Source organism: Streptomyces sp. NPDC001100 (assembly GCF_053598575.1).
In genome coordinates this window covers 147860-171284 of record NZ_JBSFKO010000018.1, presented here as the reverse complement: position 1 = coordinate 171284, position 23425 = coordinate 147860, and the positions used below count along the sequence as shown (strand labels likewise).

Annotated in this window: 18 protein-coding genes; 10 read left to right on the top strand and 8 right to left on the bottom strand. The window is 70.9% G+C overall.

What is annotated here, in order from left to right; genetic code table 11:
• Positions 1-38: 38 nt before the first annotated feature.
• Positions 39-323, bottom strand: coding sequence for a hypothetical protein (locus tag ACWDEW_RS26310; RefSeq protein WP_450515542.1), 285 nt, complete (start codon positions 321-323; stop codon positions 39-41).
• An 81-nt stretch (positions 324-404) separates the two neighbouring features.
• Entirely contained in the window at positions 405-2849 is a 2445-nt protein-coding gene (locus ACWDEW_RS26305; RefSeq protein ID WP_450515541.1) for a SpoIIE family protein phosphatase, read from the bottom strand.
• Between the two features lie 165 nt (positions 2850-3014).
• Between ACWDEW_RS26305 and ACWDEW_RS26300 the strand changes: the two genes are divergently transcribed.
• On the top strand, positions 3015-5150 hold the full coding sequence (locus ACWDEW_RS26300) for a SpoIIE family protein phosphatase (protein WP_450515578.1): 2136 nt from the start codon (positions 3015-3017) through the stop codon (positions 5148-5150).
• 97 nt (positions 5151-5247) lie between these two features.
• Here the strand turns inward: ACWDEW_RS26300 and ACWDEW_RS26295 are convergent, their stop codons facing one another.
• On the bottom strand, positions 5248-6633 hold the full coding sequence (locus ACWDEW_RS26295; protein ID WP_450515539.1) for a S1 family peptidase: 1386 nt from the start codon (positions 6631-6633) through the stop codon (positions 5248-5250).
• Positions 6634-7394: 761 nt separating this feature from the next.
• Here ACWDEW_RS26295 and ACWDEW_RS26290 point away from each other — a divergent pair.
• The 4 genes from ACWDEW_RS26290 to ACWDEW_RS26275 all read left to right on the top strand — a co-directional run bounded on the left by ACWDEW_RS26290 (position 7395) and on the right by ACWDEW_RS26275 (position 13560).
• A complete protein-coding gene (locus ACWDEW_RS26290) occupies positions 7395-7610 on the top strand; it encodes a type A2 lantipeptide (protein WP_450515538.1) in 216 nt (71 codons plus the stop codon).
• A 106-nt stretch (positions 7611-7716) separates the two neighbouring features.
• Positions 7717-8523: an HlyD family efflux transporter periplasmic adaptor subunit gene (locus ACWDEW_RS26285; RefSeq protein WP_450515536.1), complete on the top strand. Its 807-nt coding sequence runs from the start codon at positions 7717-7719 to the stop codon at positions 8521-8523.
• On the top strand, positions 8520-10742 hold the full coding sequence (locus tag ACWDEW_RS26280; RefSeq protein WP_450515534.1) for an NHLP family bacteriocin export ABC transporter peptidase/permease/ATPase subunit: 2223 nt from the start codon (positions 8520-8522) through the stop codon (positions 10740-10742). The genes ACWDEW_RS26285 and ACWDEW_RS26280 overlap by 4 nt, the downstream gene beginning before the upstream one ends.
• A gap of 1 nt (position 10743) precedes the next feature.
• Entirely contained in the window at positions 10744-13560 is a 2817-nt protein-coding gene (locus ACWDEW_RS26275) for an NHLP bacteriocin export ABC transporter permease/ATPase subunit (RefSeq protein ID WP_450515532.1), read from the top strand.
• 46 nt (positions 13561-13606) lie between these two features.
• Here ACWDEW_RS26275 and ACWDEW_RS26270 read toward each other — a convergent pair whose 3' ends face one another.
• The 3 genes from ACWDEW_RS26270 to ACWDEW_RS26260 are packed head-to-tail and all read right to left on the bottom strand — an operon-like array spanning position 13607 to position 14979.
• On the bottom strand, positions 13607-14134 hold the full coding sequence (locus tag ACWDEW_RS26270) for an SRPBCC family protein (protein WP_450515530.1): 528 nt from the start codon (positions 14132-14134) through the stop codon (positions 13607-13609).
• 6 nt (positions 14135-14140) lie between these two features.
• Complete coding sequence (locus tag ACWDEW_RS26265) at positions 14141-14485, bottom strand: ArsR/SmtB family transcription factor (RefSeq protein ID WP_450515529.1); 345 nt, start codon at positions 14483-14485, stop codon at positions 14141-14143.
• A 53-nt stretch (positions 14486-14538) separates the two neighbouring features.
• Positions 14539-14979, bottom strand: a complete 441-nt coding sequence (locus ACWDEW_RS26260; protein ID WP_450515527.1) for a VOC family protein — start codon at positions 14977-14979, stop codon at positions 14539-14541.
• Positions 14980-15068: 89 nt separating this feature from the next.
• Here ACWDEW_RS26260 and ACWDEW_RS26255 point away from each other — a divergent pair, with 89 nt between their 5' ends.
• The 3 genes from ACWDEW_RS26255 (at position 15069) to ACWDEW_RS26245 (ending at position 18282) form a co-directional block, all read left to right on the top strand.
• Positions 15069-15758, top strand: coding sequence for a TetR/AcrR family transcriptional regulator (locus ACWDEW_RS26255; protein WP_450515525.1), 690 nt, complete (start codon positions 15069-15071; stop codon positions 15756-15758).
• A gap of 288 nt (positions 15759-16046) precedes the next feature.
• Positions 16047-17549, top strand: coding sequence for an MFS transporter (locus ACWDEW_RS26250; protein ID WP_450515523.1), 1503 nt, complete (start codon positions 16047-16049; stop codon positions 17547-17549).
• Between the two features lie 355 nt (positions 17550-17904).
• Complete coding sequence (locus tag ACWDEW_RS26245; protein ID WP_450515521.1) at positions 17905-18282, top strand: STAS domain-containing protein; 378 nt, start codon at positions 17905-17907, stop codon at positions 18280-18282.
• A 138-nt stretch (positions 18283-18420) separates the two neighbouring features.
• Here ACWDEW_RS26245 and ACWDEW_RS26240 read toward each other — a convergent pair whose 3' ends face one another.
• Complete coding sequence (locus ACWDEW_RS26240; protein ID WP_450515519.1) at positions 18421-18858, bottom strand: protease inhibitor; 438 nt, start codon at positions 18856-18858, stop codon at positions 18421-18423.
• 359 nt (positions 18859-19217) lie between these two features.
• Between ACWDEW_RS26240 and ACWDEW_RS26235 the strand changes: the two genes are divergently transcribed.
• Both ACWDEW_RS26235 and ACWDEW_RS26230 read left to right on the top strand, forming a co-directional pair.
• Complete coding sequence (locus tag ACWDEW_RS26235; protein WP_450515518.1) at positions 19218-19769, top strand: hypothetical protein; 552 nt, start codon at positions 19218-19220, stop codon at positions 19767-19769.
• 210 nt (positions 19770-19979) lie between these two features.
• Positions 19980-21566, top strand: a complete 1587-nt coding sequence (locus tag ACWDEW_RS26230; RefSeq protein ID WP_450515516.1) for a purine-cytosine permease family protein — start codon at positions 19980-19982, stop codon at positions 21564-21566.
• Between the two features lie 162 nt (positions 21567-21728).
• Here the strand turns inward: ACWDEW_RS26230 and ACWDEW_RS26225 are convergent, their stop codons facing one another.
• On the bottom strand, positions 21729-23225 hold the full coding sequence (locus ACWDEW_RS26225; RefSeq protein WP_450515576.1) for an RICIN domain-containing protein: 1497 nt from the start codon (positions 23223-23225) through the stop codon (positions 21729-21731).
• Positions 23226-23425 lie beyond the last annotated feature (200 nt).

The window sequence follows — 23425 nt, the reverse complement described above, 5'->3', positions numbered from 1 at the left end:
TATTACGACCATCCAACGATAGGTGGGACGGGAGGTGTCTAATCGCCCGGCGGATCGGACACATCACCGGCCGCCCGCTCCACGTCCGCGACGACCTCGGCCCGGTCCAGACCCTCGTCCTTCGCGTACTCGCCCACCGCGGCCTGCACGTCACGGCTCAGGTCGCGCCAGGCCCGCCAGGCGGTCTCGTAGGTCTCGGTCTGCGCCTCGGTCCAGGGTTCGTGGGCGGGGGCACCGAGGGCGTCCCGCATCTCCTTGACCCTGGCGCGCGCCTGGTCGGCCGCGCGCTGCTTCTCGACCAGTTCTTCGAAGGTGTGTGCCACAAACAGGCACCCCATCACGTGGAACGCCTGCGGCCGCTCCGACCTGCCGCTGCGTACCCCGACGGGCACCCGTGCGGCCGTCTACCGGTCGAGCGCGATCTCTGCCCACACCTGTTTGCCGCCGCTCACCGGCACGGTGCCCCAGGCCGCCGACATGGCCTCGACGAGGAGGATCCCGCGGCCTCCGGTGGCCTCCCAGCCGATGCTGGTCGGCTTCACCGGGGTGCGCGGCGAGGAGTCGGCGACGGCGACGCGGAACCGGTGGTTGACGAGCGTGAGGTCGAGGCGGACCGGCCCGTCGGTGTGCACCAGGGCGTTGGTGACCAGCTCGGAGACGACCAGGAGGATGGTGTCGACCTCGTCGGTGACGCCCCAGACGCGCAGGGTGCGCTTGGTGAAGCGGCGGGCGTGCCGGGCCGCCTCGGGGACGCGCCACACCGTCCAGTTCTCGCGCCGGGGCCGGGTGGCGAGGCCGTCGTAGCGCATGAGGAGCAGGGCCACGTCGTCGTCGCGGCGGGCGTTGCCGAGCAGGGCGTCGGCGACGAGGCCGAGGTGGGCGGGGTCGGAGACGGCGAGGCCGTGGGCGAGCCGGTCCAGGCCCTCGTCGATGTCGGCCTCCTTGGACTCCACGAGGCCGTCGGTGGTCAGCGCGATGACCGTGCCGGGCTGGAGCCGCAGCGGGCTCATCGGGAAGTCGGCCTGCGTGACCACGCCGAGCGGTGGGCCGCCGTCCACGTCGGGGATCTCGGTACCGCCGTCCGGGTGACGCAGGACGGGCGGCAGATGCCCGGCCCGCACGTACCAGGCGGAGCCCTCCTCCATGTCGACGTCGACATAGCAGCAGGTGGCGAAGAGGTCGGTCTCCAGGTCGATGAGGAGCCGGTTGGCGTGCGAGACGACGACGTCGGGCGGGTGTCCCTCGACGGCGTAGGCGCGCAGCGCGGTCCGCATCTGGCCCATCAGGGTGGCGGCGCCCGCGTTGTGGCCCTGGACGTCGCCGATGACGAGGGCCACGTGGTTGTCGGGCAGTGGGATCACGTCGTACCAGTCGCCGCCGACCTCAAGACCGGCCGTGGTCGGCAGATAGCGGGCGACGGCGACCCCACCGGGGAGTTTCGGCAGCCGGCGCGGCAGCAGCTGGCGCTGGAGCATGCCGACGAGTTCGTGCTCGGCGTCGAAGGCGTGGGCGCGCATCAGGGCCTGTCCGGCGAGGCCGGCGGAGGCGGTGAGCAGGGCGCGTTCGTCGGGGCCGAAGACGTGCGGGGTGTCCCAGCCGATCAGACAGGCCCCGGACACCCGGCCGCCGGCGGACAGCGGCAGCACGGCCAGGCCGCCCGGTCCGACCTCGGCGAGGGCGGGTTCGAGGTCGGTGCCGGCGGGCCAGATCGCGGCGCGGCCCTCGCGCAGGGCGGCGGCGAGGGTGGGCATGGTGCGGACGGGCGCGTCGGGCCATTCGCTGCGCCACTCCTGGCGCCACAGCTCGGGCCAGGACTCCGGTTCGGGCGGGTCCAGGACGGTGACGACGAGCCGGTCGCCCTCCAGTTCGGCGAGCGCGATCCGGTCGGCGCGCAGCGGTTTGCGCAGGGCGACGACCACGGCCTGGCTGACGTCACGGACCGTGCCGGCCATGGCGAGGGCGGCGGCGAGGCGCTGGACGCGGGCCACGTCGTTGACGCCGGAGCGCAGCTGGGAGGCGTCGCCGACGGTGCCGACGAGGCGGGCGGGACGACCGTCGCCGCCGGGCAGGAGCCGTCCGCGCAGCCGCAGCCACTTCGGCGGTCCCGAGGGCTGCAGGACCCGGAACTCCAGCTCGCGGTCGCCGATGGCCATGTGGTCGGCCTCGACGACGGACATCAGCGAGGGCAGGTCCTCCGGCACGGTCAGTCCGAGGAGGGTCTCGACCTTGCCGTCGAAGTCGTCCGGGCCGAGCCCGAACAGCGTCAGGATGTCGCCGCCGACCTCGACCCGTCCGGTGTCCATGGCCAGGTCGAAGGAGCCCGCGGGCAGGTCCTCGCCCGCCACGGCCTCGTCCGGGACCGGGATCGCGACCGCCTCGGCGATCAGCGTGAGGCAGGCGCGGTCGTCGGTGTCGAACCCGGCCGGGTGCTCGTTCACCGCGAGCAGACAGCCGCCGCCCCGGTCCCCGCGCACGGGCAGGGCCGCCAGATGGAACTCCCCGGTGGGCAGTCGTCGCGAGTCGCCGCCGGCGGCCAGTTCCCCGGGGTCGAGCCACACCGGGTGCCCGGCCCGCCGCGCCTCGGCGACCGGTGCTCCCCCGGACGCCGGATACCCGTCGCGAAGTCCGTACAGCGTGCGCGGCACACCGACCGACTCGACGAGACACAGCAGGTCGGCGTTGTCACCGGGCGTGTACACCCCGGCGAAGGTCGCGCCGGCGAAGACGAGGGCCTGTTCGAGGACCCGGCGCAGCCGTTCGCGGGAGTCGAGATCGGTGGTGAGCGTTTTGAGCGCGAGTTCGGCCCGCAGCGTTCTCGTTCTGCGTCCCTCAGCGCCCTCACTGACCACGTCCGCAATTACAGCGCTTATACGGCTGCCGCGCAGCCCCTGTGACCGTTCCGTGGAGATGAGGGGCCAGATGGCCCTCAGTGCCGCGGCACGCTCGCCGTGCGCGTCGGGCCGCCAGGGTGGAGCCTGACCCTGGGCCCCGAAACGGCACGGCCGGGCGAGGAGGTGGTCGGCGTGTCCGACGGGCAGTTGTCCCGGCAGGTCTCCGGACAGGCGCCGGTCGGCCGGCCGATGCTGTCGCTCGCGCTGGCCGCGATGATGGACGCCGTCCACGCGCACTCGGGCGCGGTCTATCTGCTGACGCCCGACGAACCGGTGCTGGAGATGGCGGTGATGGCGGGTCTGCCCCGGGCGTTCGCCGCGCCCTGGGAGCGGGTGGGGCTGAGCGCGCCGATCCCGGTCGCCGAGGCGGTGCGCGAGCGGCGGCTGATCTGGGTCGGCGGCGAGGAGGACATGGCCCGCCGCTATCCGCGGATCGCGGTGGTGCTGCCGTATCCCTTCGCGCTGGCGGCGGTGCCGGTGGCCACGGGGTCCACGGTGTACGGCTCGGTCTTCGTGACCTGGCCCGGTTCGCATCCGCCGGTGCTGTCCGACCGGGACCGCGAGCAGCTGACCAGTGCCTGCGACCGGCTCGCGGTGCGGCTGGAGCGGGCGGTGGAGGAGCGCCGGCCGGCGCGTGCGGAGCCCGATCTGCTGGCGACGGGGCCCGCGACGAGTGTGGCCGGGACGCTGGGCACGGTCGAGGCGGCACGGATGGTGGCCAGGCTGCCGTACGGGCTGTGTTCGCTGGATCTGCACGGGCGGGTGGGCTTCGCGAACGCGGCGGCCGGGGAACTGCTGGGGATGTCGGTGAGCCGTCTGCTGGGCACGCAGTTGTGGGCGGCGGTGCCCTGGCTCAACGACCCGGTGTACGAGGACCGTTACCGGGCCGCGCTGCTCAGTCAGCAGGTCACGTCGTTCGTGGCGTTGCGTCCACCGGGCGAGTGGCTGTCGTTCCGGATGTATCCGAACACGACCGGGCTGAGTGTGCGGATCAGCCGGGCGCGGGCGGTGACGGAGCTGGGCCGGGCGGCGCCGCGGCCGGACGAGGGACCGTCGCGGCTTGTGACCATCTCCCAGGTGCTGAGTCTGGCGGGGGCGCTGACCGAGGCGGTGGGGGTGGAGGACGTGGTGCAGCTGATCGCGGACGAGGTGGCGCCGGCCGTGGGCAGTCAGGCGCTGGTGGTGCTCGGTTCGCGGGGCGGGCGGCTGCATGTGCTGGGGCACCGGGGCTATCCCGATCCGCATGTGGTGGAGCGTTTCGACGGGATGGCGCTGACCGAGTCGACGCCGGGGACGGCCGCGCTGAACAGTGGTGTGCCCGCGTTCTTCGATTCGCGCCAGGACCTGGAGCGACTGTATCCGATCCGGAACGCCACCCCCGACGGGTTCGGGGCCTGGGCGTATCTGCCGCTGGTGGCGTCCGGGCGGCCGGTCGGCACCTGTGTGCTGGCCTATGCCGAGCCGCATGTGTTCCCCGCGGACGAGCGCGCGGTGCTGACGAGTCTGGGCGGGCTGATCGCGCAGGCGCTGGAGCGTGCGCTGCTCTACGACGCGAAGCACCAGCTGGCGCACGGACTGCAGGCCGCGCTGCTGCCGCACTCGCTGCCGTCGCTGCCGGGCATCGAGGCCGCCGCCCGCTATCTGCCGGCCACTCAGGGCATGGAGATCGGCGGCGACTTCTACGACCTGGTGACCACCTCGGGTCCGGCGGCGGTGATCGGCGACGTCCAGGGGCACAACGTGACCGCGGCCGGTCTGATGGGCCAGATCCGGACGGCCGTCCGCGCGTACACGACCGTCGGCCAGGCCCCCGAGGACGTCATGCGCAGCACCAACCGGCTGCTGATCGACCTGGGCGTGGAGCTGTTCGCGAGCTGTCTGTATCTACGGCTGGATCCCGCGCGCGGTACGGCCGTGATGGCGCGGGCCGGTCATCCGCCGCCGTTGCTGCGCCGTCCGGACGGACGGGTGCGGGTGCTGGACCTGGCCGGTGGTCCGCTGCTGGGCATCGACGCCGACGCGACCTATCCGACGACAGAGGTGAATCTCGCGCCCGGCGCGGTCCTCGCGCTCTACACCGACGGGCTCATCGAGTCCCCCGGTGTCGACATCGAGGACGCCCTGGCCGAACTGGGCCAACGCCTCGCGGCGGCCGGGGACTTGCCGCTGGAGGAGATAGCCGACGAGCTGGTACGGCACAGCGCCGCCGCCCAGGAGCGGATCGACGACGTGGCGCTGCTACTGCTGCGGGCCCGGTAGCCGGGCCCTGAACTGACGTACACGCAGGGCGGTCCGGCCCTCCCGCCGGAGGGCCGGACCGATCCACCGCCGACCTGACGCGCTGGAAGGGGTCGGATCAGTGGTTCGAGGTGAGCGAGGAGCCGTCGTCGGCTCCGGTGCCCGTGCCGTCTCCAGTGGCGTCGCCGGTACCGTCGGTCGCGTTCGGGTCGACGGCGCCGGACTGGTCGCCCGTGCCGTCGGTCGCGGACGGGTCGACGGCGCCGGACTGGTCCCCGGTGCCGTCGGTGGCCGACGGGTCGGCCACGGTCGCCGACGGGTCCGCCGTGGCGGTGTCACCCGCGCCCGCGCCGGCGCCCGCGTCGCCGAGGGTGGCCCCGGTCGCCGTGAGCGCGGCGGTGACCGGCTGGAAGAAGGTCTCGCCGCCGCTGGTGCAGTCGCCGCTGCCGCCGGAGGTCAGGCCGACCGCGCCGCCGTCCTGGGTGAAGAGGGAGCCGCCGCTGTCACCCGCCTCGGCGCAGACGTCCGTCTGGATGAGGCCGTTGACGGTGTCGACACCGTTGGGGTCGGTCTCGCTCTGGAAGTTCACGGTCGCGTCGAGACCGGTGACCGTGCCGTCGTGCAGACCGGTGGTGGAGCCCATCCGGAAGACCTGCGTGCCGACCGTGGCGTCCTCGGCCTGGGTGATCTGGACGGTCTGGCCGTTGCCCACGTTGACGTCGCTCGTGGTCTGGGTGGCCGGGTCGTCGTACTTCACCAGGGAGAAGTCGTTGCCGGGGAAGACGGCCTGGTCGACCGTGGCGATCGGCTGGCCGTCCTGCGTGTCCGACCACTGCTTCGCCGCGACACCGCAGTGCCCGGCGGTCAGGAAGGCGGGAGTGCCGTCGCTCGCGGTGACGTTGAAGCCGAGAGAGCAGCGGACGCCGCCCTGGTCGGTCTGGGCGAAGATGGCGTCGCCGCCCGACACCAGGGTCTTGAAGGAGCCGCCGGTCTTCTTGACCGTGGCCATGTCCGTGCCGAGGCTCTTGACGGTCGACAGCACGGTGTCCCACTTGGTGCCCGTGACGGTGCTGTCGGCGAGGACCTGGATCTTGTTGGTCTTCGGGTCGACGGACCAGGCGGTGCCGGGGATGGTGGCCTTGGTCTTCAACACCTTGGCGGCGGCGGCGAGTTCGGCGGTGCTGTTCTGCACCTCGCGCACCTTGGCGCCGGCCTTCTCCGCCTGTACGACGACGTTGTTGTTGTCGCCGGAGATCACGTTGACGACCAGCTGCTGGGTGGCGCTGTCGTAGTAGGACCCGGCGAAGGCGTCACCGAGCAGTCCGGCGATCTGCGAGGAGAGGTCCGAGGCACCCGTCGCCTTGAGGGTCTTGGGGGTGGCGGCGCCTGCCGAGTTGTCCTGGGACGCGTTGGCGTTCGGCAGCAGGATCGCCGCCGCTCCGAGTGCAGCGACACCGCCGACAGCTATCGCGGCCTTGCGCTTCGGAATTCGCTTGTGACTCAAACTTCTCGACCTCCTGGGGACCGGGGTCTGTGCCGCCGGGGGTGGCGGCTTATGGGGGGCGCCTGGATGCCCGTTGATACGCACGTGTCACGTGAGGTGTTCAATTCCGTTTCTCAACTTCCTTTGCGAAAACACGAATCGGCCATGCCCAAGCACTGACCCGGGAGGGGTACGAGCTGGCCGCGGGCCCGTGCGCACGGCGCGGCGGGCCCTCCGCGGCCGGTGTCGGCCGAACGGCCGGATGTCTTGATCGAATCGGTGACCGCCCGAACCGCCGCGCGTACACGCTCGGTTGGCCGACTCCCCCACCCGGAACAGAACGCGATCGATCAGTAACGGTCCGTCGAGAACAGCGAACGGAATCCCGGCTTCAGGGAATCTGCACAGCGCGTACCCAACCAAGTCACCGGAGTCGACGGATCTGCACATGCACACGCCCCCGGCAACGCCTTTGGTGGGGAGTGCCCGATTCCGCTTCGGCTCCGCAAGCCCTCGTGCGGAGCGATGCCGTGCAGCGTGTGAAGAACTCGCCGACACCTCGTGCCCACGCCTGCACGGTTCGCGCCTCCTGAAGCTCAAGTGCCCTGGTGGGACGGGAGTTTGATTGGCTGGTCCCGTCAGCGGCGTGCTTTGATCCATCGCACCGCAGGAGCCACCAGGGCTCCGGAAACGGCGCCCGGCGCCTGCGGTCGCGGCCGTCGTCTGTCCCCAGAGGGGGCCGCTCCCCCCTTGTGAATATCCATATGAAGGGAAGTTCCCCCATGAACTCCACCCCCCAGGTCGAGACCGTTGAGATCTCCGACGCCGAGCTCGACAACGTCTCCGGCGGTCTGTCCGTGAACGCCCTCGGCACCGTCACCGGCCTGGTCGACGGCGTTGTCCCGGTCTCCGGCCTGGTCGACTCGGTCATCGGCACGGTCGAGGGCACCACCGGCATCAACGTGGCCCCGGTCACGAGCCTGGTCGCCGGTCTCTGATCGCGCCTTGTTCCACCGAGTCCCGGAGCCGTTTCCCGGCTCCGGGACTTTCCGGTGCCGTATTCGTGTGCCGTAGAAGATCTCTCCCACAGGTGAGGGAAGTTCCGTGCAGTTCCGCCAACAGGCCCTCGCCAAGCTCCAGTCGCCCGAAGAGCTCGATCTTCCGGTGCGCTTCGCGCGTCCGCAGGGCTGGCTCGTGCTCTGTGTGACGGTGGTGGTCGTGGCCGCCGCCTCCGTGTGGGCGGTGACCGGTTCCGTGGCGTCCACGGTCGGGGCCTCCGCCATCCTCACGCACGGGGAGGGCAGTTACATCCTGCAGAGCCCGGTCGCGGGACAGGTCACCGCCGTCGTCGCCCAGGAGGGCGAGCGGCTGCCGGCCAACTCCCCTGTCCTGCAGGTCCGTACGGCCGACGGCGACTCCGTCGTGCGCACGGTCGCCGCGGGCCGGATCACCGCGCTCGCCGCCACCATCGGCCAGATCATCCAGACCGGCGCGAACGTAGCCGCCGTGGAGAAGGTCGCCCGCGCCACCGACCCGCTCTACGCCACGGTGTACGTCCCCGCCGAGAACGCGGCCTCCATCCCCGCCAACGCCGCCGTCGACCTGACCGTCTCGTCCGTGCCGACACAGACCTACGGCGTGCTGCGCGGCCATGTGAAGGCCGTGGACCGGTCCGCCGAGTCGGCTCAGCAGATCGCCGCGTTCCTCGGGGACAGCCAGCTGGGCGAGCAGTTCACCAAGAAGGGCAGGCCGGTGGCCGTGCTGGTGAAGCTCGACAAGTCGGCGCGCACGAAGAGCGGTTACAAGTGGTCGTCCGCCGACGGGCCGCCGTTCGCGCTCACCTCCATGACCATGGCCTCGGCCTCGATCCGGCTGGCCGATCAGCGTCCCCTCGATTGGCTGCTGCCGTGAGCCCCGCACAGGACACCCGTTCCCGGCGCCGTTCCGCCCCGCCGAAGCGCCCGGTGCCCAAGGGCCGTGCGAAGACGGTCCGTTCACCCACCGTCCTCCAGATGGAGGCGGTCGAGTGCGGCGCCGCCTCCCTCGCGATGGTCCTCGGCTTCTACGGCCGCCACATCCCCCTCGAAGAACTGCGCATCGCCTGCGGTGTCTCCCGCGACGGCTCGCGAGCCAGCAACCTGCTGAAAGCGGCGCGCAGTTACGGCCTCACGGCCAAGGGCATGCAGATGGACACCGCCGCCCTCGCCGAAGTGCGGTCCCCGGCCGTCCTGTTCTGGGAGTTCAACCACTACGTCGTCTACGACGGCATGGGCCGCCGCTTCGGCCGGCGCGGGGTGTACATCAACGACCCGGGCAAGGGCCGCCGGTTCGTGCCGATGGAGGACTTCGACTCCAGCTTCACCGGAGTCGTCCTGGTCATGGAGCCGGGCGAGGGTTTCGAGAAGGGCGGCCGCAAGCCGGGCGTCCTGGGCGCGATGCCCGCCCGGCTGCGCGGCACCGCGGGCACGATGCCCGCCGCCGTCCTGTCGAGTCTCCTGCTGGTCCTGGTCGGCGCGGCGATGCCCGCGCTCAGCCGGACCTACATCGACATGTTCCTGATAGGTGGTCAAACCTCCCTGCTGGGCGTGCTGTTCGCGTCCATGGGCACCTGTGTGCTGCTCACCCTGGTGCTGACCTGGCTGCAACAGGCGAACCTGCTGCACGGCCGCATCATCTCCTCCACCCTCTCCAGCGCCCGCTTCCTGCGCCATCTGCTGCGGCTGCCGGTGACGTTCTTCTCCCAGCGCAGCCCGGCCGACCTGGTGCAGCGCCTCCAGTCGAACGACTCCGTCGCGGAGACCCTGGCCCGCGATCTGTCGGCGGCGGGCGTGGACGCGGTGGTCGTGGTGCTCTACGCGGTGCTGCTCTACACCTACGACCCCCACCTCACGTACGTGGGTATAGGTGTCGCGCTGCTGAACGTGGTGGCCATGCGGGTCGTCATCCGGCTGCGGGCGACCCGCACGGCGAAACTGCGTGCCGACAGCGCCCGGTTGACCAACACCGCGTACACCGGGCTCCAGTTGATCGAGACGATGAAGGCGACCGGCGGCGAGGACGGCTACTTCCGCAAGTGGGCAGGACAGCACGCGACCACCCTGGAGGAGCAGCAGCGTCTCGGGGTGCCGAGCGCCTGGCTGGGCGTGGTCGCACCGACGCTCGCCTCGCTCAACAGCGCGCTGATCCTGTGGATCGGCGGCATGCGGGCCGTGGAGGGGGGCATCTCGGTCGGTCTGCTGGTCGCCTTCCAGGCACTCGTCACCCGCTTCACCGCGCCGATCACCCGGCTCAACGGCGTCGCGGGCCGCATCCAGGACTTCGCGGCCGACGTGGCCCGCCTCAAGGACGTCGAGAACTTCCAGGCCGATCCCCTCTACTCCCGTGCGGGCGGCGCCGACTCGACCCGCCGTCTTCAGGGGCACGTCGAGCTGGAGAACATCACCTTCGGCTACAGCCCCCTCGACAAGCCCCTCCTCACCGGCTTCTCGCTGACGGTCGGACCGGGCCAGCAGGTGGCGCTGGTCGGCGGCTCCGGCAGCGGCAAGTCGACGGTGTCCAGGCTGATTTCGGGTCTCTACACGCCCTGGGAGGGCGTGATCCGCATCGACGACCACCGGCTGGAGGACATCCCGCGCGGCGCGCTCGCCGCCTCCGTCTCCTTCGTCGACCAGGACGTCTTCCTCTTCGAGGGCTCGGTCCGCGACAACGTGGCGCTGTGGGACCCGTCGATCCCGGACGAAGCGGTGACGGAGGCGCTGCGGGACGCGGCCCTGTACGACGTGGTCATGCGCCGGCCCGGCGGTATCCACAGCCGGGTCGAGCAGGACGGGCGCAACTTCTCCGGCGGTCAGCGTCAACGCCTGGAGATCGCAAGGGCGTTGGTGCGCAGGCCCAGCATCCTCGTGCTCGACGAGGTGACGAGCGCACTGGACGCGGAGACCGAGCTGGTCGTGATGGACAACCTCCGCAAGCGCGGCTGCGCCTGCGTGGTGATCGCGCACCGGCTCAGCACGGTGCGCGACAGCGACGAGATCGTGGTCCTCGAACACGGCACGATCGTGGAACGCGGGCGGCACGACGCCCTGGTGGCGGCCGGCGGCACGTACGCCACGCTGGTCAAGGAGCGGTGAGATGACGTCCGTCCACGAAGGCGACCTGGTCCTCGGCGCGCTGGGATCCCTGGGCACGCCGATCGACTGCACCGGCTTCAACCGCCTGGACCTCGAAGGCCCGCAGGTGCTGTGGCTGGTCGCGTCGGGCGCCATCGACCTGTTCGCGGTGGACGCCGTGCAGCAGGGGCACTGGCACCACCTCGGCCGGCTGGAGGCGGGCTCCCTGCTGCTCGGCCCGGTCGCCGGCCCCCAACACACGCTGGTGGCACGCCCGTTGCGGGACTGCGTGGTGCACCGCATCAACCTGCGGGAGCTGTACCAGCCCGCGAACACCCAGACCTGGTCGTACGACGAGTACGGCAACCCCCAGTACGTGCCGCCGACTTCGAGCCCGCTCGAATACGCCCTCGCCCTCGGCGTGGGCCGCGGCCTGTCCATCCTCTTCCAGGCGCCGATGGCGACCGAGCGGGCCGCCGCGCTCACCGACGACGACGTCTTCTGGATGCAGGTGCCGCCGGGCAGCGTGCAGTACGGGTCGATGTACGGCGCGGAGGCGGCTGCCGACCTGCTGATGGACCCCGGGGTCTGGCAGGGCATGGTCGACCAGCAGTACCGACTGATGTCCACGCTGGACAAGTGGATCGAGCAGCTGGAGCGCACTCACGAGACGCGAACCGCCGCCGGCATCAAGGCCGGTGAGGCGGTCCGCGCGCAGGCCGACCGGACGCTGCTGGCGTCGATCGGCAAGTCCTCGGCACGGCGCACGACGGCCGCGGACGCCGACGCGTCGTACGCGGCCTGCAAGCTGGTCGCCGAGGCGGCCGGCATCACGCTCGCCGAGCCGGCGCAGAGCGGCAGCGAGAGCGACCGTCTGGACCCGGTCGAGCGGATCGCCCTCGCCTCCCGGGTCCGGGTGCGGGCCGTACGGCTCGACGGGCGCTGGTGGCGGGACAACGTCGGTCCGCTGGTGGGCCATCGGGCGCTGTCCGGGGCGCCGGTCGCGCTGCTGTGGCGGCGCGGCGGCTATGTCGCCGTACATCCGGCGACGGGTCGCGAGACGCCGATCGAGAAGGCGAACGCGGAGGAGTTCGAGCCGCGCGCGGTGATGTTCTACCGCCCGCTGCCCGAGCACCGGCTCAGCCCGCTGAGGCTGCTGCGCTTCAGCATGCAGGGCACGGGAGGCGATCTCTCCAACCTGCTGATCAGCGGACTGGTGACGGTCGCGATCGGGGCGCTGGTGCCGATCGCGACGGGCAAGGTGCTCGGCGAGTTCGTGCCGAAGGCGCAGACCGGACTGATCGTGCAGGTGTGTCTGGCCGTGATGGTGACGAGTGTGGTGGCGGCGGCCTTCCTGCTGCTGGAGAACCTCACCATGCTCCGCCTGGAGGGCCGGATCGAGGCGACGCTCCAACCGGCCGTCTGGGACCGCCTGTTGAGGCTGCCGACGAAGTTCTTCACCGAGCGCTCGACGGGTGAGCTGGCGAGCGCGGCAATGGGTATCAGCTCGATCCGCCGTCTGCTGGCGGGAGTTGGCCCTGTCGTCGCCCAGTCGGTGACGGTCGGCGCGATGAACCTGGGGCTGCTGTTCTGGTACAGCCCCTCGATGGCGCTGGCCGCGATCGGCATGCTCGTGGTGATCGCGGCCGTGTTCCTGGGGCTCGGCCTGTGGCAGGTGCGCTGGCAGCGCAAGCTGGTCGTGCTCAGCAACAAGCTGAACAACCAGGCGTTCCAAACCCTGCGCGGACTACCGAAGCTGCGGGTCGCGGCGGCCGAGAACTACGCCTACGCGGCCTGGGCCTCCGAGTTCGCGCGCAGCCGTGAACTCCAGCAGAGGGTCGGCCGGATCAAGAACCTCACCACGGTGATGGGCGCGGTCTACCTGCCCGTCTGCACCCTGCTGATGTTCATGCTGCTGGCCGGCCCGGCACGCGGCTCGATGTCGGCCGCCGCCTTCCTCACCTTCAACACCTCGGTGACGATGGTCCTGACCTCCGTCACCCAACTCACCGGTGCCTTCGTCTCGGTGGTCTCCGCGCTGCCGCTGTTCGAGGAGATCAGGCCGGTCCTGGACGCGGCCCCGGAGGTCCGCACCGCGAGCACCCGCCCCGGGCAGCTGTCCGGCGCGATCGAGGCCCGCCGCCTGTCCTTCCGGTACGCCGACGACGGCCCCCTCGTCCTCGACGACGTGTCCTTCGAGGTGCGCGCGGGCGAGTTCGTGGCGATCGTCGGCCCCAGCGGCTGCGGCAAGTCCACCCTGCTCCGCCTCCTCATCGGCTTCGACAAGCCGGTCTCCGGCAGCGTCCTCTTCGACGGCCAGGATCTGGGCGCCCTGGACCAGTCGGCGGTACGGCGGCAGTGCGGGGTGGTGCTCCAGCACGCGCAGCCGTTCACCGGTTCCATCCTGGACGTCATCTGCGGCACCGAGCCGTTCACGCCGGAGGAGGCGATGGCGGCGGCCGAGATGGCGGGCCTCGCCGAGGACATCAAGCGGATGCCGATGGGCCTGCACACCATCGTCGCGGGCAGCGGCGCGGTCTCGGGCGGCCAGCGTCAACGGCTCATGATCGCCCAGGCGTTGATCCGCCGGCCACGCATCATCTTCTTCGACGAGGCGACCAGCGCCCTGGACAACGAGACCCAGCGCACGGTGATCGAGAGCACCAAGGCCCTCAACGCGACCCGGATCGTCATCGCGCACCGCCTGTCGACCGTCCTGGACGCCGACCGCGTGGTCGTCATGGAGGACGGCAAGGTCGCCCAACAGGGCCCGCCCTCCCAGCTGTTGGCGGACACGGGCGGCCGGCTGCACGAGCTGGTGCGGCGGCAGATGGCGTGACGGGTCGGTCCAGGCCGGGGACAAGGCTGTCCGAGGGCGGCACGGATCAGTCCAGGCCGGGCACGGGCGCGCCGGAGGGGACACCGGCCGCCAGGTAGCCGGCGTAGAACTCCTTCCAGGGCGCCCCGGCACCGGCATGAGGTCCCTCCGAGCGCTCGCCGCGGGCCTTCGCGTCCAGGGCGCCGAGGCACATCTCCCACCCCGCCCCGTTCCGGGACGCGGTGTCCTCGGCACTCAGAACGTTGGTGAGGGTGAAGCGGGTGCGCTTCTCCTCGACCTCCTCCAGGTCGAAACGCAGCTCGTCGCCGCCCCATTCGAAGGAGAGGTGCCGGGGCGGGTCGACGGCGATGACCGTGCCGGTCGACTCCGGCATGTTCGGGTCGCCGCTGAAGGCGACCGTGCCGCCGGGGCGCAGCTCGAACTCGGCGCGCGAGGGGAACCACTGGGCGAGTTCGTCGGGGTCGGTGACGAACTGCCAGACGCGGTCCAGGGGTTGGTCGTAGACGCGGCTGAAACGGACGGCGGGGCGGCCGTCTTCGAGCGTGAGATACGTGCCGGTGAGATCGACGGACATGGTGGTTCAGTCCTTCGGGACGGGTTTCGGGGCATCGTCGTCCGATGTCTCGTCGAGGCGCCTGCCCAGCTTGTCGAGGCTGTGGTTCCACAGCTCGCGATAGGGCGCGAGCCAGGCGTCGAGTGCGGCGATCGGGGCGGGGTCGAGGGCGTAGACGCGGCGCTGCGCGTCCTGCCGTACCCGGACCAGGCCCGTGTCCCGCAGCACCCGCAGGTGCTTCGAGGTGCTGGGCTGGCTCAGACCGCAGGCCTCCCCTATCTCGCCGACGGGCCGGGGCCGCTCCAGGAGCAGGGCGACGATGGCCCGCCGGTGGGGATCGGCGAGGGCGGTCCAGAGCGAGGCGTCGGACATGGATCAAATATGCCTCGGCGGTTATATTCCGGTCAAGGCATATTAGGTGGCTCTCAGGACGCCGGGCGGCCGTACCCGGGAACGCCCTCGTGGTCCACCCCGTGCGCCGCCCAGCTGTACAGGTGCAGGTCGAGGCCGTCCGGGTCGTTGAAGACCAGCAGCCAGCCGATCGAGGCCTCGATCACCGGCGAGTGCGGGATGCCGAGGGCGTCCAGGTGGGCGGCCCAGGCCTCGATGCCGGCGCGATCCGGGACCGCGAAGCTGACCGGGTCGAAGCCCTGACAGCCCTGCGCCGCCCGGGAGTTGACCCGCAGACAGAGCATCGAGTCGCCAAGTCCCGGCACCTCCCCCGCCACTCCGCGCACGACGCCGTCCTCCGCGTCCGGGAACTCGTGCGTGACCTTGAAGCCGAGGACGCGGCCGTACCAGTCGCGCGAGCGGTCGAGATCGGTGACGGGCAGCTTCACATGGTGGATTCCGGCGAGCTCCGGCATGGCACCCACACTCCTCATCGCCCTCATGAATTCATTGCCCTCATTTCACCGCAGTGCCACTGCGACGATTTCCTTCTAGACTCCTCCCCGTGCCCGAGCCCGTCAACCAGAACAGCAACCGGAAGCGCGACCAGAAGAGCGGCCAGAAGCGGCCCTACCGCTCGGCCCGCCGCGCCGAGACAGCGGCGGCGACCCGCGCCCGTATCCGAGAGGCGGCCGCCCGGCTGTTCACGGAGAAGGGGTTCACGGCTACGCGCATGAAGGAGGTGGCAACGCTGGCCGGTGTCGGCGAGCGCACGCTGTACGACGCGTTCCCCACCAAGGCCACCCTGTTCGGGCACACCCTGGGCGTCGCGATCGCCGGTGACGAGCAGCCGGTCGCCGTCCCGGACCGTCCCGAGACCCTGGAGATCCGGGACGACCCCGACCCCGGGCGGGCGATCGGCCGCAGCGTCGACCAGATCACCGAACTGCTGGAGCGCGCCGGGGACTTGATCATGGTGACCGTCGAGGCGGCGGGCGCCGACCCGGACATGCGGGCCTCGGCGGACGCCGGCGCCGAGGCGACGTACGGCGTACATCTGACGCTGGCCACGGCACTTGAGGAGCGCGGGGCCCTGCGTCCGGGCCTCGACGCGCGCACGGCCGCCGACACGCTCTACGCGCTCGCGTCACCGCACATGCATCAACTCCTGCGCAGGCACCGGGGTTGGACGCGGGAGGCCTACCGGGCGTGGCTGCGACGGGTGTTGGTCGCGGAGCTGCTCGGCTCTCACTGAGCCGCCCCTTCCAGAGCACGGGGACGTCGCCGTCCCGGCGGTACAACTGGGTCGCCAACACCCGTACCGCCGCCGGCCCCGCTGATCATCAACAGCGCCGGGCCGCTGCCGCGCACCTCGTAGCGCAGCCCGGCCCCGTCGGCCTCCAACACGCCACTGCGCGTGCCCGGGTCCCCGCCCTCAGCGAAACGTTGCCGTTTCGCTGAAAGTGCTCTAGTGTCGATGTGTACGAAACCGTTTCGTTTACGTTTTGGTAAACCCCGAACGACTTCCCTGGAGTAGTTCCCGATGTCCCAGAAGACACTGACCGAAGGCACCCAGCCGGGTGTCACGGAGGCGCAGCCCGCGTCCTCCTCGAAGCGGTGGTGGATCCTCGCGATCGTCGCCGTGGCTCAGCTGATGGTCGTCCTCGACGCGACCATCGTGAACATCGCCCTGCCGTCGGCCCAGAAGGACCTCGGCTTCTCCGACGGCAACCGGCAGTGGATCGTCACCGCGTACGCCCTGGCGTTCGCCTCCCTCTTGCTGCTCGGCGGCCGGATCGCCGACCTCTTCGGCCGCAAGACCGCCTTCCTCGTCGGCGTCGTCGGATTCGCCGGTGCCTCCGCCCTCGGCGGTGCGGCCAACAGCTTCGGCATGCTGGTGACCGCACGCGCCCTCCAGGGTGTGGCGGGCGCGCTGCTCGCGCCGGCCGCGCTCTCCCTGCTCAACACGACGTTCACGGACGCCCGCGAGCGCGCCCGGGCCTTCAGCGTGTACGGCGCCATCGCCGGCGCCGGCGGTGCGGTGGGCCTGCTGCTCGGCGGTGTGCTGACCGACGCCTTCGACTGGCGCTGGACGCTGTACGTCAACGTCGCCATCGCCTTCGTCGCCTTCGCCGGCGGCTGGGTCCTGCTCTCCAACCACCGCGACGCGGCGGGCTCCAAGCTGGACGTGCCGGGCACGGTACTGGTCGCCGGCGGACTGTTCTCCCTCGTCTACGGCTTCTCCAACGCCGAGACGCACGACTGGGGTTCACCGCAGACCTGGGGCTTCCTGATCGTGGGTGTCGTCCTGCTGGCGGCCTTCGTCTGGTGGCAGAACCGCGCCGAGCACCCGCTGCTGCCGCTGCGCATCCTGCTCGACCGCAACCGGGGCGCCTCGTTCCTCGCCGTGCTGATCACCGGTGCGGGCATGTTCGGTGTCTTCCTCTTCCTCACCTACTACCTCCAGCTCAACCTGGGCTTCAGCCCCACCAAGACCGGTGTCGCGTTCCTGCCGATGATCGGTGCCCTGATGGTCATGGCACAGGTGGGCACCACGGTCCTGGTGCCGCGCCTCGGCCCGAAGGTCGTCATTCCGCTGGGCTTCGCCATCGCCATGGTCGGCATGGCCTGGCTGACCGGCATCGGGGTCGACTCCTCCTACGCGACCCACGTCCTGCCGCAGCTGATCGTGATCGGCGCGGGCCTCGGCATGGTGATGCCGCCAGCGATGCAGCTCGCCACGGGTGGCGTGGCCGCCGAGGACGCGGGTGTCGCCTCGGCGACCGTCAACGCCATGCAGCAGGTGGGCGGTTCGATCGGTACGGCGCTGCTGAACACGCTGGCCGCGAGCGCCGCGACGGACTACCTGGCCGGGAAGGACGCGACCAACAAGCTGGTCCAGGCGCAGGCGACGATCGAGAGCTACACCACCGCGTTCTGGTGGTCGGCGGGCCTGTTCGGCGCGGGCACACTGATCGCGCTCGCGCTCTACCGCCGCGGGGCTCCGCAGCAGGACGCGGACGCCGCACCGGTCGTCCACATGTGATCCGCTCCGCCGAGAGGTGAGCCGCACGGACCGAGGGGTCGCCGTCCGCAGGGAGACGGCGGCCCCTCTTCTCTTCGGCTGATGTGGGCGTTCGCGCGCTGGTCCGAGGAGCCCGACCAGGGGCGCAGATTCGGCGCAGACTACGACCGTTGGCGCGAGGCGGTGCCTGAATGGTGGCCGCGGTCGCGGCCTTGGGACCCCTACTCGACCGCCTACTGACAGAAAGTCAACCTTTTCGACCGAAGTTCACCATGTCGAGTGAACCAGATCTTGCGGGCGGCGTGTCATGGATGCTCAGGGCCTCTCCGGGGTAACTACCGAGACCGAATGCGCCCCGTGCCGAGGTGGAGCGGCCATGACAGCGGAAGCGGACGAACGCGACAGTCCCGCGGCCAACTCCTGCGCCCTGACGCGGCCGTACGGCACCTTCACGGTGGTCGAGGTCTCCGGCGAGATCGACATGGCGACCGCCGACCTGGTCGTCGAGCACCTGGACGCCGCGACGGCAGTTGCGGAGCCCGACGTACTGGTGGATCTGCGGCCCGTGGAGTTCCTCGACTGTTCGGGGCTGCGCGTTCTGTGCCGGGGCGAGCGGCGGGCGAGGGAACGCGGCGGGCGGCTGCGGATCGTCTCCGACGGGCCGCGCATCGACCGGCTGCTGCGCGCCTCGGGTCTGCTCCGCCGCTTTCCGCCGCTACGCGCGCTGCCCTCCCAGGAGGAGAAGCCGCAATAGAAGCAGGGGCCGGCTCGGGCGACCCCACACCGCCCGGCCGACCCCTGGTGCGGGATCGCGGTACTCCGCGACAGGGGTGCGCACTCCCCAGCTACGGACCCTTCCTGATGCTCACGGAGACCGTGCGACCCCGGTCTCTCAGAACGTGAAGACACCTCCGTATCCGTAGGAGTCCTTCACGCACTCGTTGGAGAAGACGCGCTCGTAGGAGACGCGCTTGCCCTGCCAGACACCCTCGGCGGTGACGACGACGGGACGGTAGAGCTTGTTGCAGAGCACATCGCTCCGGGCCGCCAGGGCGTCGAAGTCGCCCCCGATTCCGCGCAGTTCGGCGCAGGCCCGGTCAGCCGACGGGTGGGTGCCGGAGGAGGTGGGCGCGCAGGTGAGGGTCACTGCGCGTTCCGGTGTCGCGAGGGCGGCGTCGTCCCCGTGGCCCACGGTCAGCACCAGGGCAGACGGGGCGTAGAGCGCGGACGGGCCGGTGCCGTGGGCCGCGAGGGCGGTCCCGGTGAGGGGCCCGCAGACGGCGGTGGCCGTCAGGCCCAGAGTCGCTGCCCAGCGCGCGGTGTTCCGCATTGTGTGCATCCTTCCGCTCGATACGAACCGATCACGAACGGATCGGTTCGAAGAGATGCCGGTCCCGCTCGGTCGGTGCCGAACCGGCGGGCGCCACTCTGCCGAGTCCGTCGCTGGAACACACATCCGACCCACAGGTTTCAGTAACATTGCGTGTTGAATCAGTGGCGCGAAGTCACAGAATTCGAACGCGTGGGCCCCGGAACCATGGGCCTCGCGACCACCGAATCGGGCCGATTGGCCGGTTTACCCGCCCTCGCCAATCGTCCTGAAACAGTCCCGAAACATTCCGCTTCAGCTCTCGGCGCACTCCGCCGCAGCCCCTTGCATCCGGACCGCTCGCGAGTAATCGTCATTACATGATTACGACAGAGCAGCAGGAGAAGCTTCGCGGCTGGTTCACCGGCCGTCTGCCCGACGACCTCTTCGAGGAGCTGGTCGAGGTCACGGTCGACCGCGAGGAGGTCACCGTCATCGGCCGCATCCCCGCGCCCCGGCTCGCCGAGGACGTCTCGGACGCCGAGAAGGAGGCGGCGATCCAGGGCCGCGTCCAGGAGTTCCGCGAGCGCACCCGGGAAACCCGGATCGCGGTCGCCCGCGAGGCCGAACACCGGTTCCGCAGGAAGGTCTCGTGGGGCGTGGAGTGCGCCGGGGAACGCTCCCTGTTCACGCACATCTCCGCACCCGTGATGACCCGGCTGCGCCAGCCCGAGCGCCAGGTCCTCGACACCCTCATCGCGGCCGGTGTGGCCCGCAGCCGCAGCGACGCCCTCGCCTGGTGCGTGCGCCTCGTCCAGCGCCACACCGACGACTGGCTCACCGAACTGCGCGACTCCCTCGAACACGTCCAGCGGGTCCGCGCCCAGGGCCCCGACACCGAACCGGAGGACACCCCGACCGACAGCGAGTGACAACAGGGCCTCAGGGTGGACGATTCCTCCACCCACGGCACGAAAGATGGATGAACCGTCCTCTGGCGCGGGTATTGCGGCCGACCGTAGCGTCGGCGGACACCCCGAGGACGGCATCCGTTCACCCCGCCCACCCCGCGCGCGTGAACGGCCGTCCGCACCGCCACCGCGCCACCCCGCGCTCCACCGCCGTCCCCCGCTGGAGCCCCCTTGTCCTCGCAGCCCGCCCCCTCCCCCGCCGCGCCGAGCCAGTCCCTGACCGAGGTCGAGACCTACGGCGTCGAGCGCATCCCCGACGCGGACCGCACCGCCACCCCGCTCGACCTGTTCCGGGTCGCGTTCGGCGGCGCCAACACCTTCTCCACCTGCGTCCTCGGCGCCTTCCCCGTCCTGTTCGGTCTCTCCTTCTGGCAGGGCCTCGCGGCCACGCTCCTCGGAGTCGTCGTGGGTGCCCTGATCCTGTGCCCGATGGCGGTGTTCGGCCCGGTCAACGGCACGAACAACGCGGTCGCCTCCTCCGCGCACCTGGGCGTGCACGGCCGGGTCGTCGGCTCGTTCCTGTCCCTCCTCACCGCTGTCGCCTTCTTCTCCATCTCCGTGTGGAGCTCCGGCGACGCCCTGGTCGGCGGCGCGCACCGGCTGTTCGGACTGGAGCAGAGCACGCTGTCGTACGTCGTCGCGTACGCGCTGTTCGCCGGACTGGTCCTCGCGGTCTGCGTCTACGGCTTCCGGTTCATGCTGTTCGTCAACAAGATCGCCGTGACCTCGGCGACGGTCCTGTTCCTGCTCGGCGCGATCGCCTTCGCCGGTGACTTCGACCCGTCGTACGCCGGAGTCTTCACCTCCTCGGCGGACGCGGCGACCCAGTCGCTGTTCTGGCCGTCGTTCATCGGCGCGGCGCTGATCGTGCTCTCCAACCCGGTGTCCTTCGGCGCGTTCCTCGGCGACTGGTCGCGCTACATCCCGGCGAACACCCCGCGCCGCAAGGTGGTCGGGGCCGCGTTCCTGTCCCAGATCGCGACACTCCTGCCGTTCGTCTTCGGCCTGGCGACCGCGAGCATCATCGCCACGAAGGCCCCCAAGTACGTCGACCCGGCCGCCCCCGACTTCGTGGGCGGCCTCCTCGCCATCTCACCGAGCTGGTTCTTCCTCCCGGTCTGTCTGCTGGCCCTGATCGGCGGCATGTCGACGGGCACGACCTCGCTCTACGGCACCGGGCTCGACTTCTCGTCGGTGTTCCCCCGCCTCTCCCGGGTGCAGGCGACGCTGCTGGTCGGTGTGCTGTCCATCGCGTTCATCTTCATCGGCCGCTTCGGCCTCGACCTCGTCCAGTCGATCTCCACCTTCGCCACGATGATCATCACCTGCACGACACCGTGGATGGTCGTGATGATGCTGGGCTTCTACACCCGGCGCGGCTGGTACGACCCGGACGCCCTCCAGGTCTTCAACCGCCGTCAGCGCGGCGGGCGTTACTGGTTCGCGCACGGCTGGAACTGGCGCGGTATGACCGCCTGGTGGGTGGCCGCCGTGGTGGGCGTGCTGTTCACCAACATCCCGGGGCAGTTCGTCGGCCCGCTCGGCGACCTGGCCAACGGAGTCGACATCAGCCTGCCGCTGTCCCTCGCGGTGGCCGCCGTGCTGTTCCTCTCCCTGCTCCGGCTGTTCCCCGAACCCCGCGCGGTGTACGGGCCGGAGGGCGCGCGGCTGGCCCGTACCGTCGAGGTGCCGGTACCGCCGATCACCGGCCCTGGAGCGCCGGCCGTGACACCCGCACCGGCCACCGCGGGCAGCTGATGCCGGCCTGGATCGACCTGTCCAGCAGCTGGAGGATCTGTCGCGGATGCAGCCCCGGTTCGTCGGTACCCGTCGTCACCGGGATGCCCGGGTATCCCGGTGACCCGGCCGCCGTGCGGAACGCGGCCGGCTTCCTCACGGGCGGGCTGCCGGGTCACGTCGTCAGCTGAGCCGGTCCGCCTTGTGCGCGGGGCGCGCGGACGGGGCTCCCGTACCGGCGATGGACAGCGAACCGGGGCTGGCCGAAACCGAGTTGGTCAGCCAGCGCTGCGAGGCGGAGCCGTCGCGGACCTTGAGGACGATGTCGGCGCCCGGGCTCTCGGTGGTCGAGGTGAGCGCGAGCCCGGAGTCCCAGCGGGGCAGCAACTCGCCCCGCACGGTGAGGTCGTAGCGGACGTCGTTGCCGCGCCTGGCCTTCGCGTCCGCGCAGGTGCCGAGGACGACGACACCGGCGTCCGCGTGCGAGTCCAGGCACAGCCCGGAGTCCGCCGCGCTGCGCAACAGCCCGTCGGTGCCGTACGACCACTCCTGGGTCTCGGCCGAGGAGCATGTCGCGAGAACGGTGTCGGCGCCGGCCTTCACGGTGCCCCGGATGTCCAGGCACAGGTCGGCGGCGGCGTTGCGCAGCCTCGTCTGCCCGGGTACGGCGGGGAGCCCGGCCGTACCGGGCGCCGACGCTGACACGTGTCCGTTCCCGCTGGTGGAGGCGACCGGGTCGGCGGTGCCGCCGTTGTCCGGCCACAGGCTGACGGCGACGACACTCGCGACGACTCCGGCGCCGATCAGTCCGGCACCGACGAAGAACGAGCGGGGCGATCGACCGGACCCGGCCGACCTGGCCGCGTCCACGATGCGGCGGCCGGGTGCCGGGAGCCGGGAGAGCAGACGGTGCCGTCCCGTGCCGCCGCCGCTGTGCCCGCCGTGCCGGGCCGCGGTCCGTGTCCGGGTGTCGGGCCGGGCTCGGCCGGGGCGTGAGTCGAGGTAGGGGCGGGCTGCCCAGCCGAGCACCGCCTCCGCGAGCAGGACTCCCAGCCCGCCTTCGAAATAACTCAGTTGTTCGGCTGCGAATCGGCAGTAGCGGCACTGGGCGAGATGCTGCTGGACATCGGGCAGCAGGGTGCCGCCGCGTCGAATCGGGACGTCTAGGAGACGGTTGTAGAAGCTGCAATCCTTGGTCGGCGCGAGTTCCCGGTGGGCGCGTACACAGCCTTCGCGGAATTTTTCGCGCGCCTCCTGGAGAGCGGCCGACGCGGTGTCGGTATCCATGCCGAGCAGTGCCGCAGGCACGGATATCGTCTCGGCCTCGACCTCGGTGTGCCACAGCAGGCACTGGGCGAACGGCTGAAGGGTCTGGAAAGACCGCTCGGCCAGCTTGCGATTTTCTGATGTCATGGACTTGGCAGAACGCATCGCGCGGCCCCCGGAGGGTTTCTCCAGGTCCGGCAGAACACCGGATATTCGCTCCTCCGCCGACCACTCCCGGATCGTGTCGCGCACGGTCAGCAGCAGCCGGGGCCGCAGGGCCACGCCGTGTTCGCCGTAGGTCAGCCGGTCGAACACCTGGTGGAAGGCGGCCGCGGTGGCCATCGCGGGGACGCTGCCCGTGGCGGCGAGGCAGACTCCCGCGTAATCCTGGACCGGCTGCCAGTGCCGCGCCATGAGAAGCGCGACGGAATGCGCGGCCTCCCCCTCCGGGCGGCCCCGCAGCCTGGCGGCCAGGGTCTCGTCGGATTCCTCGGGAGCCCCGCCGTCCGGCGGAGGGTAAGGAGGACGAGGAGGGATGGACACGGAGTGGATTCCTCGGATTCGGTTCATCAACAGGTGAATGAGCCCCGGGCATTACCCTCGCGCGGGCGTTT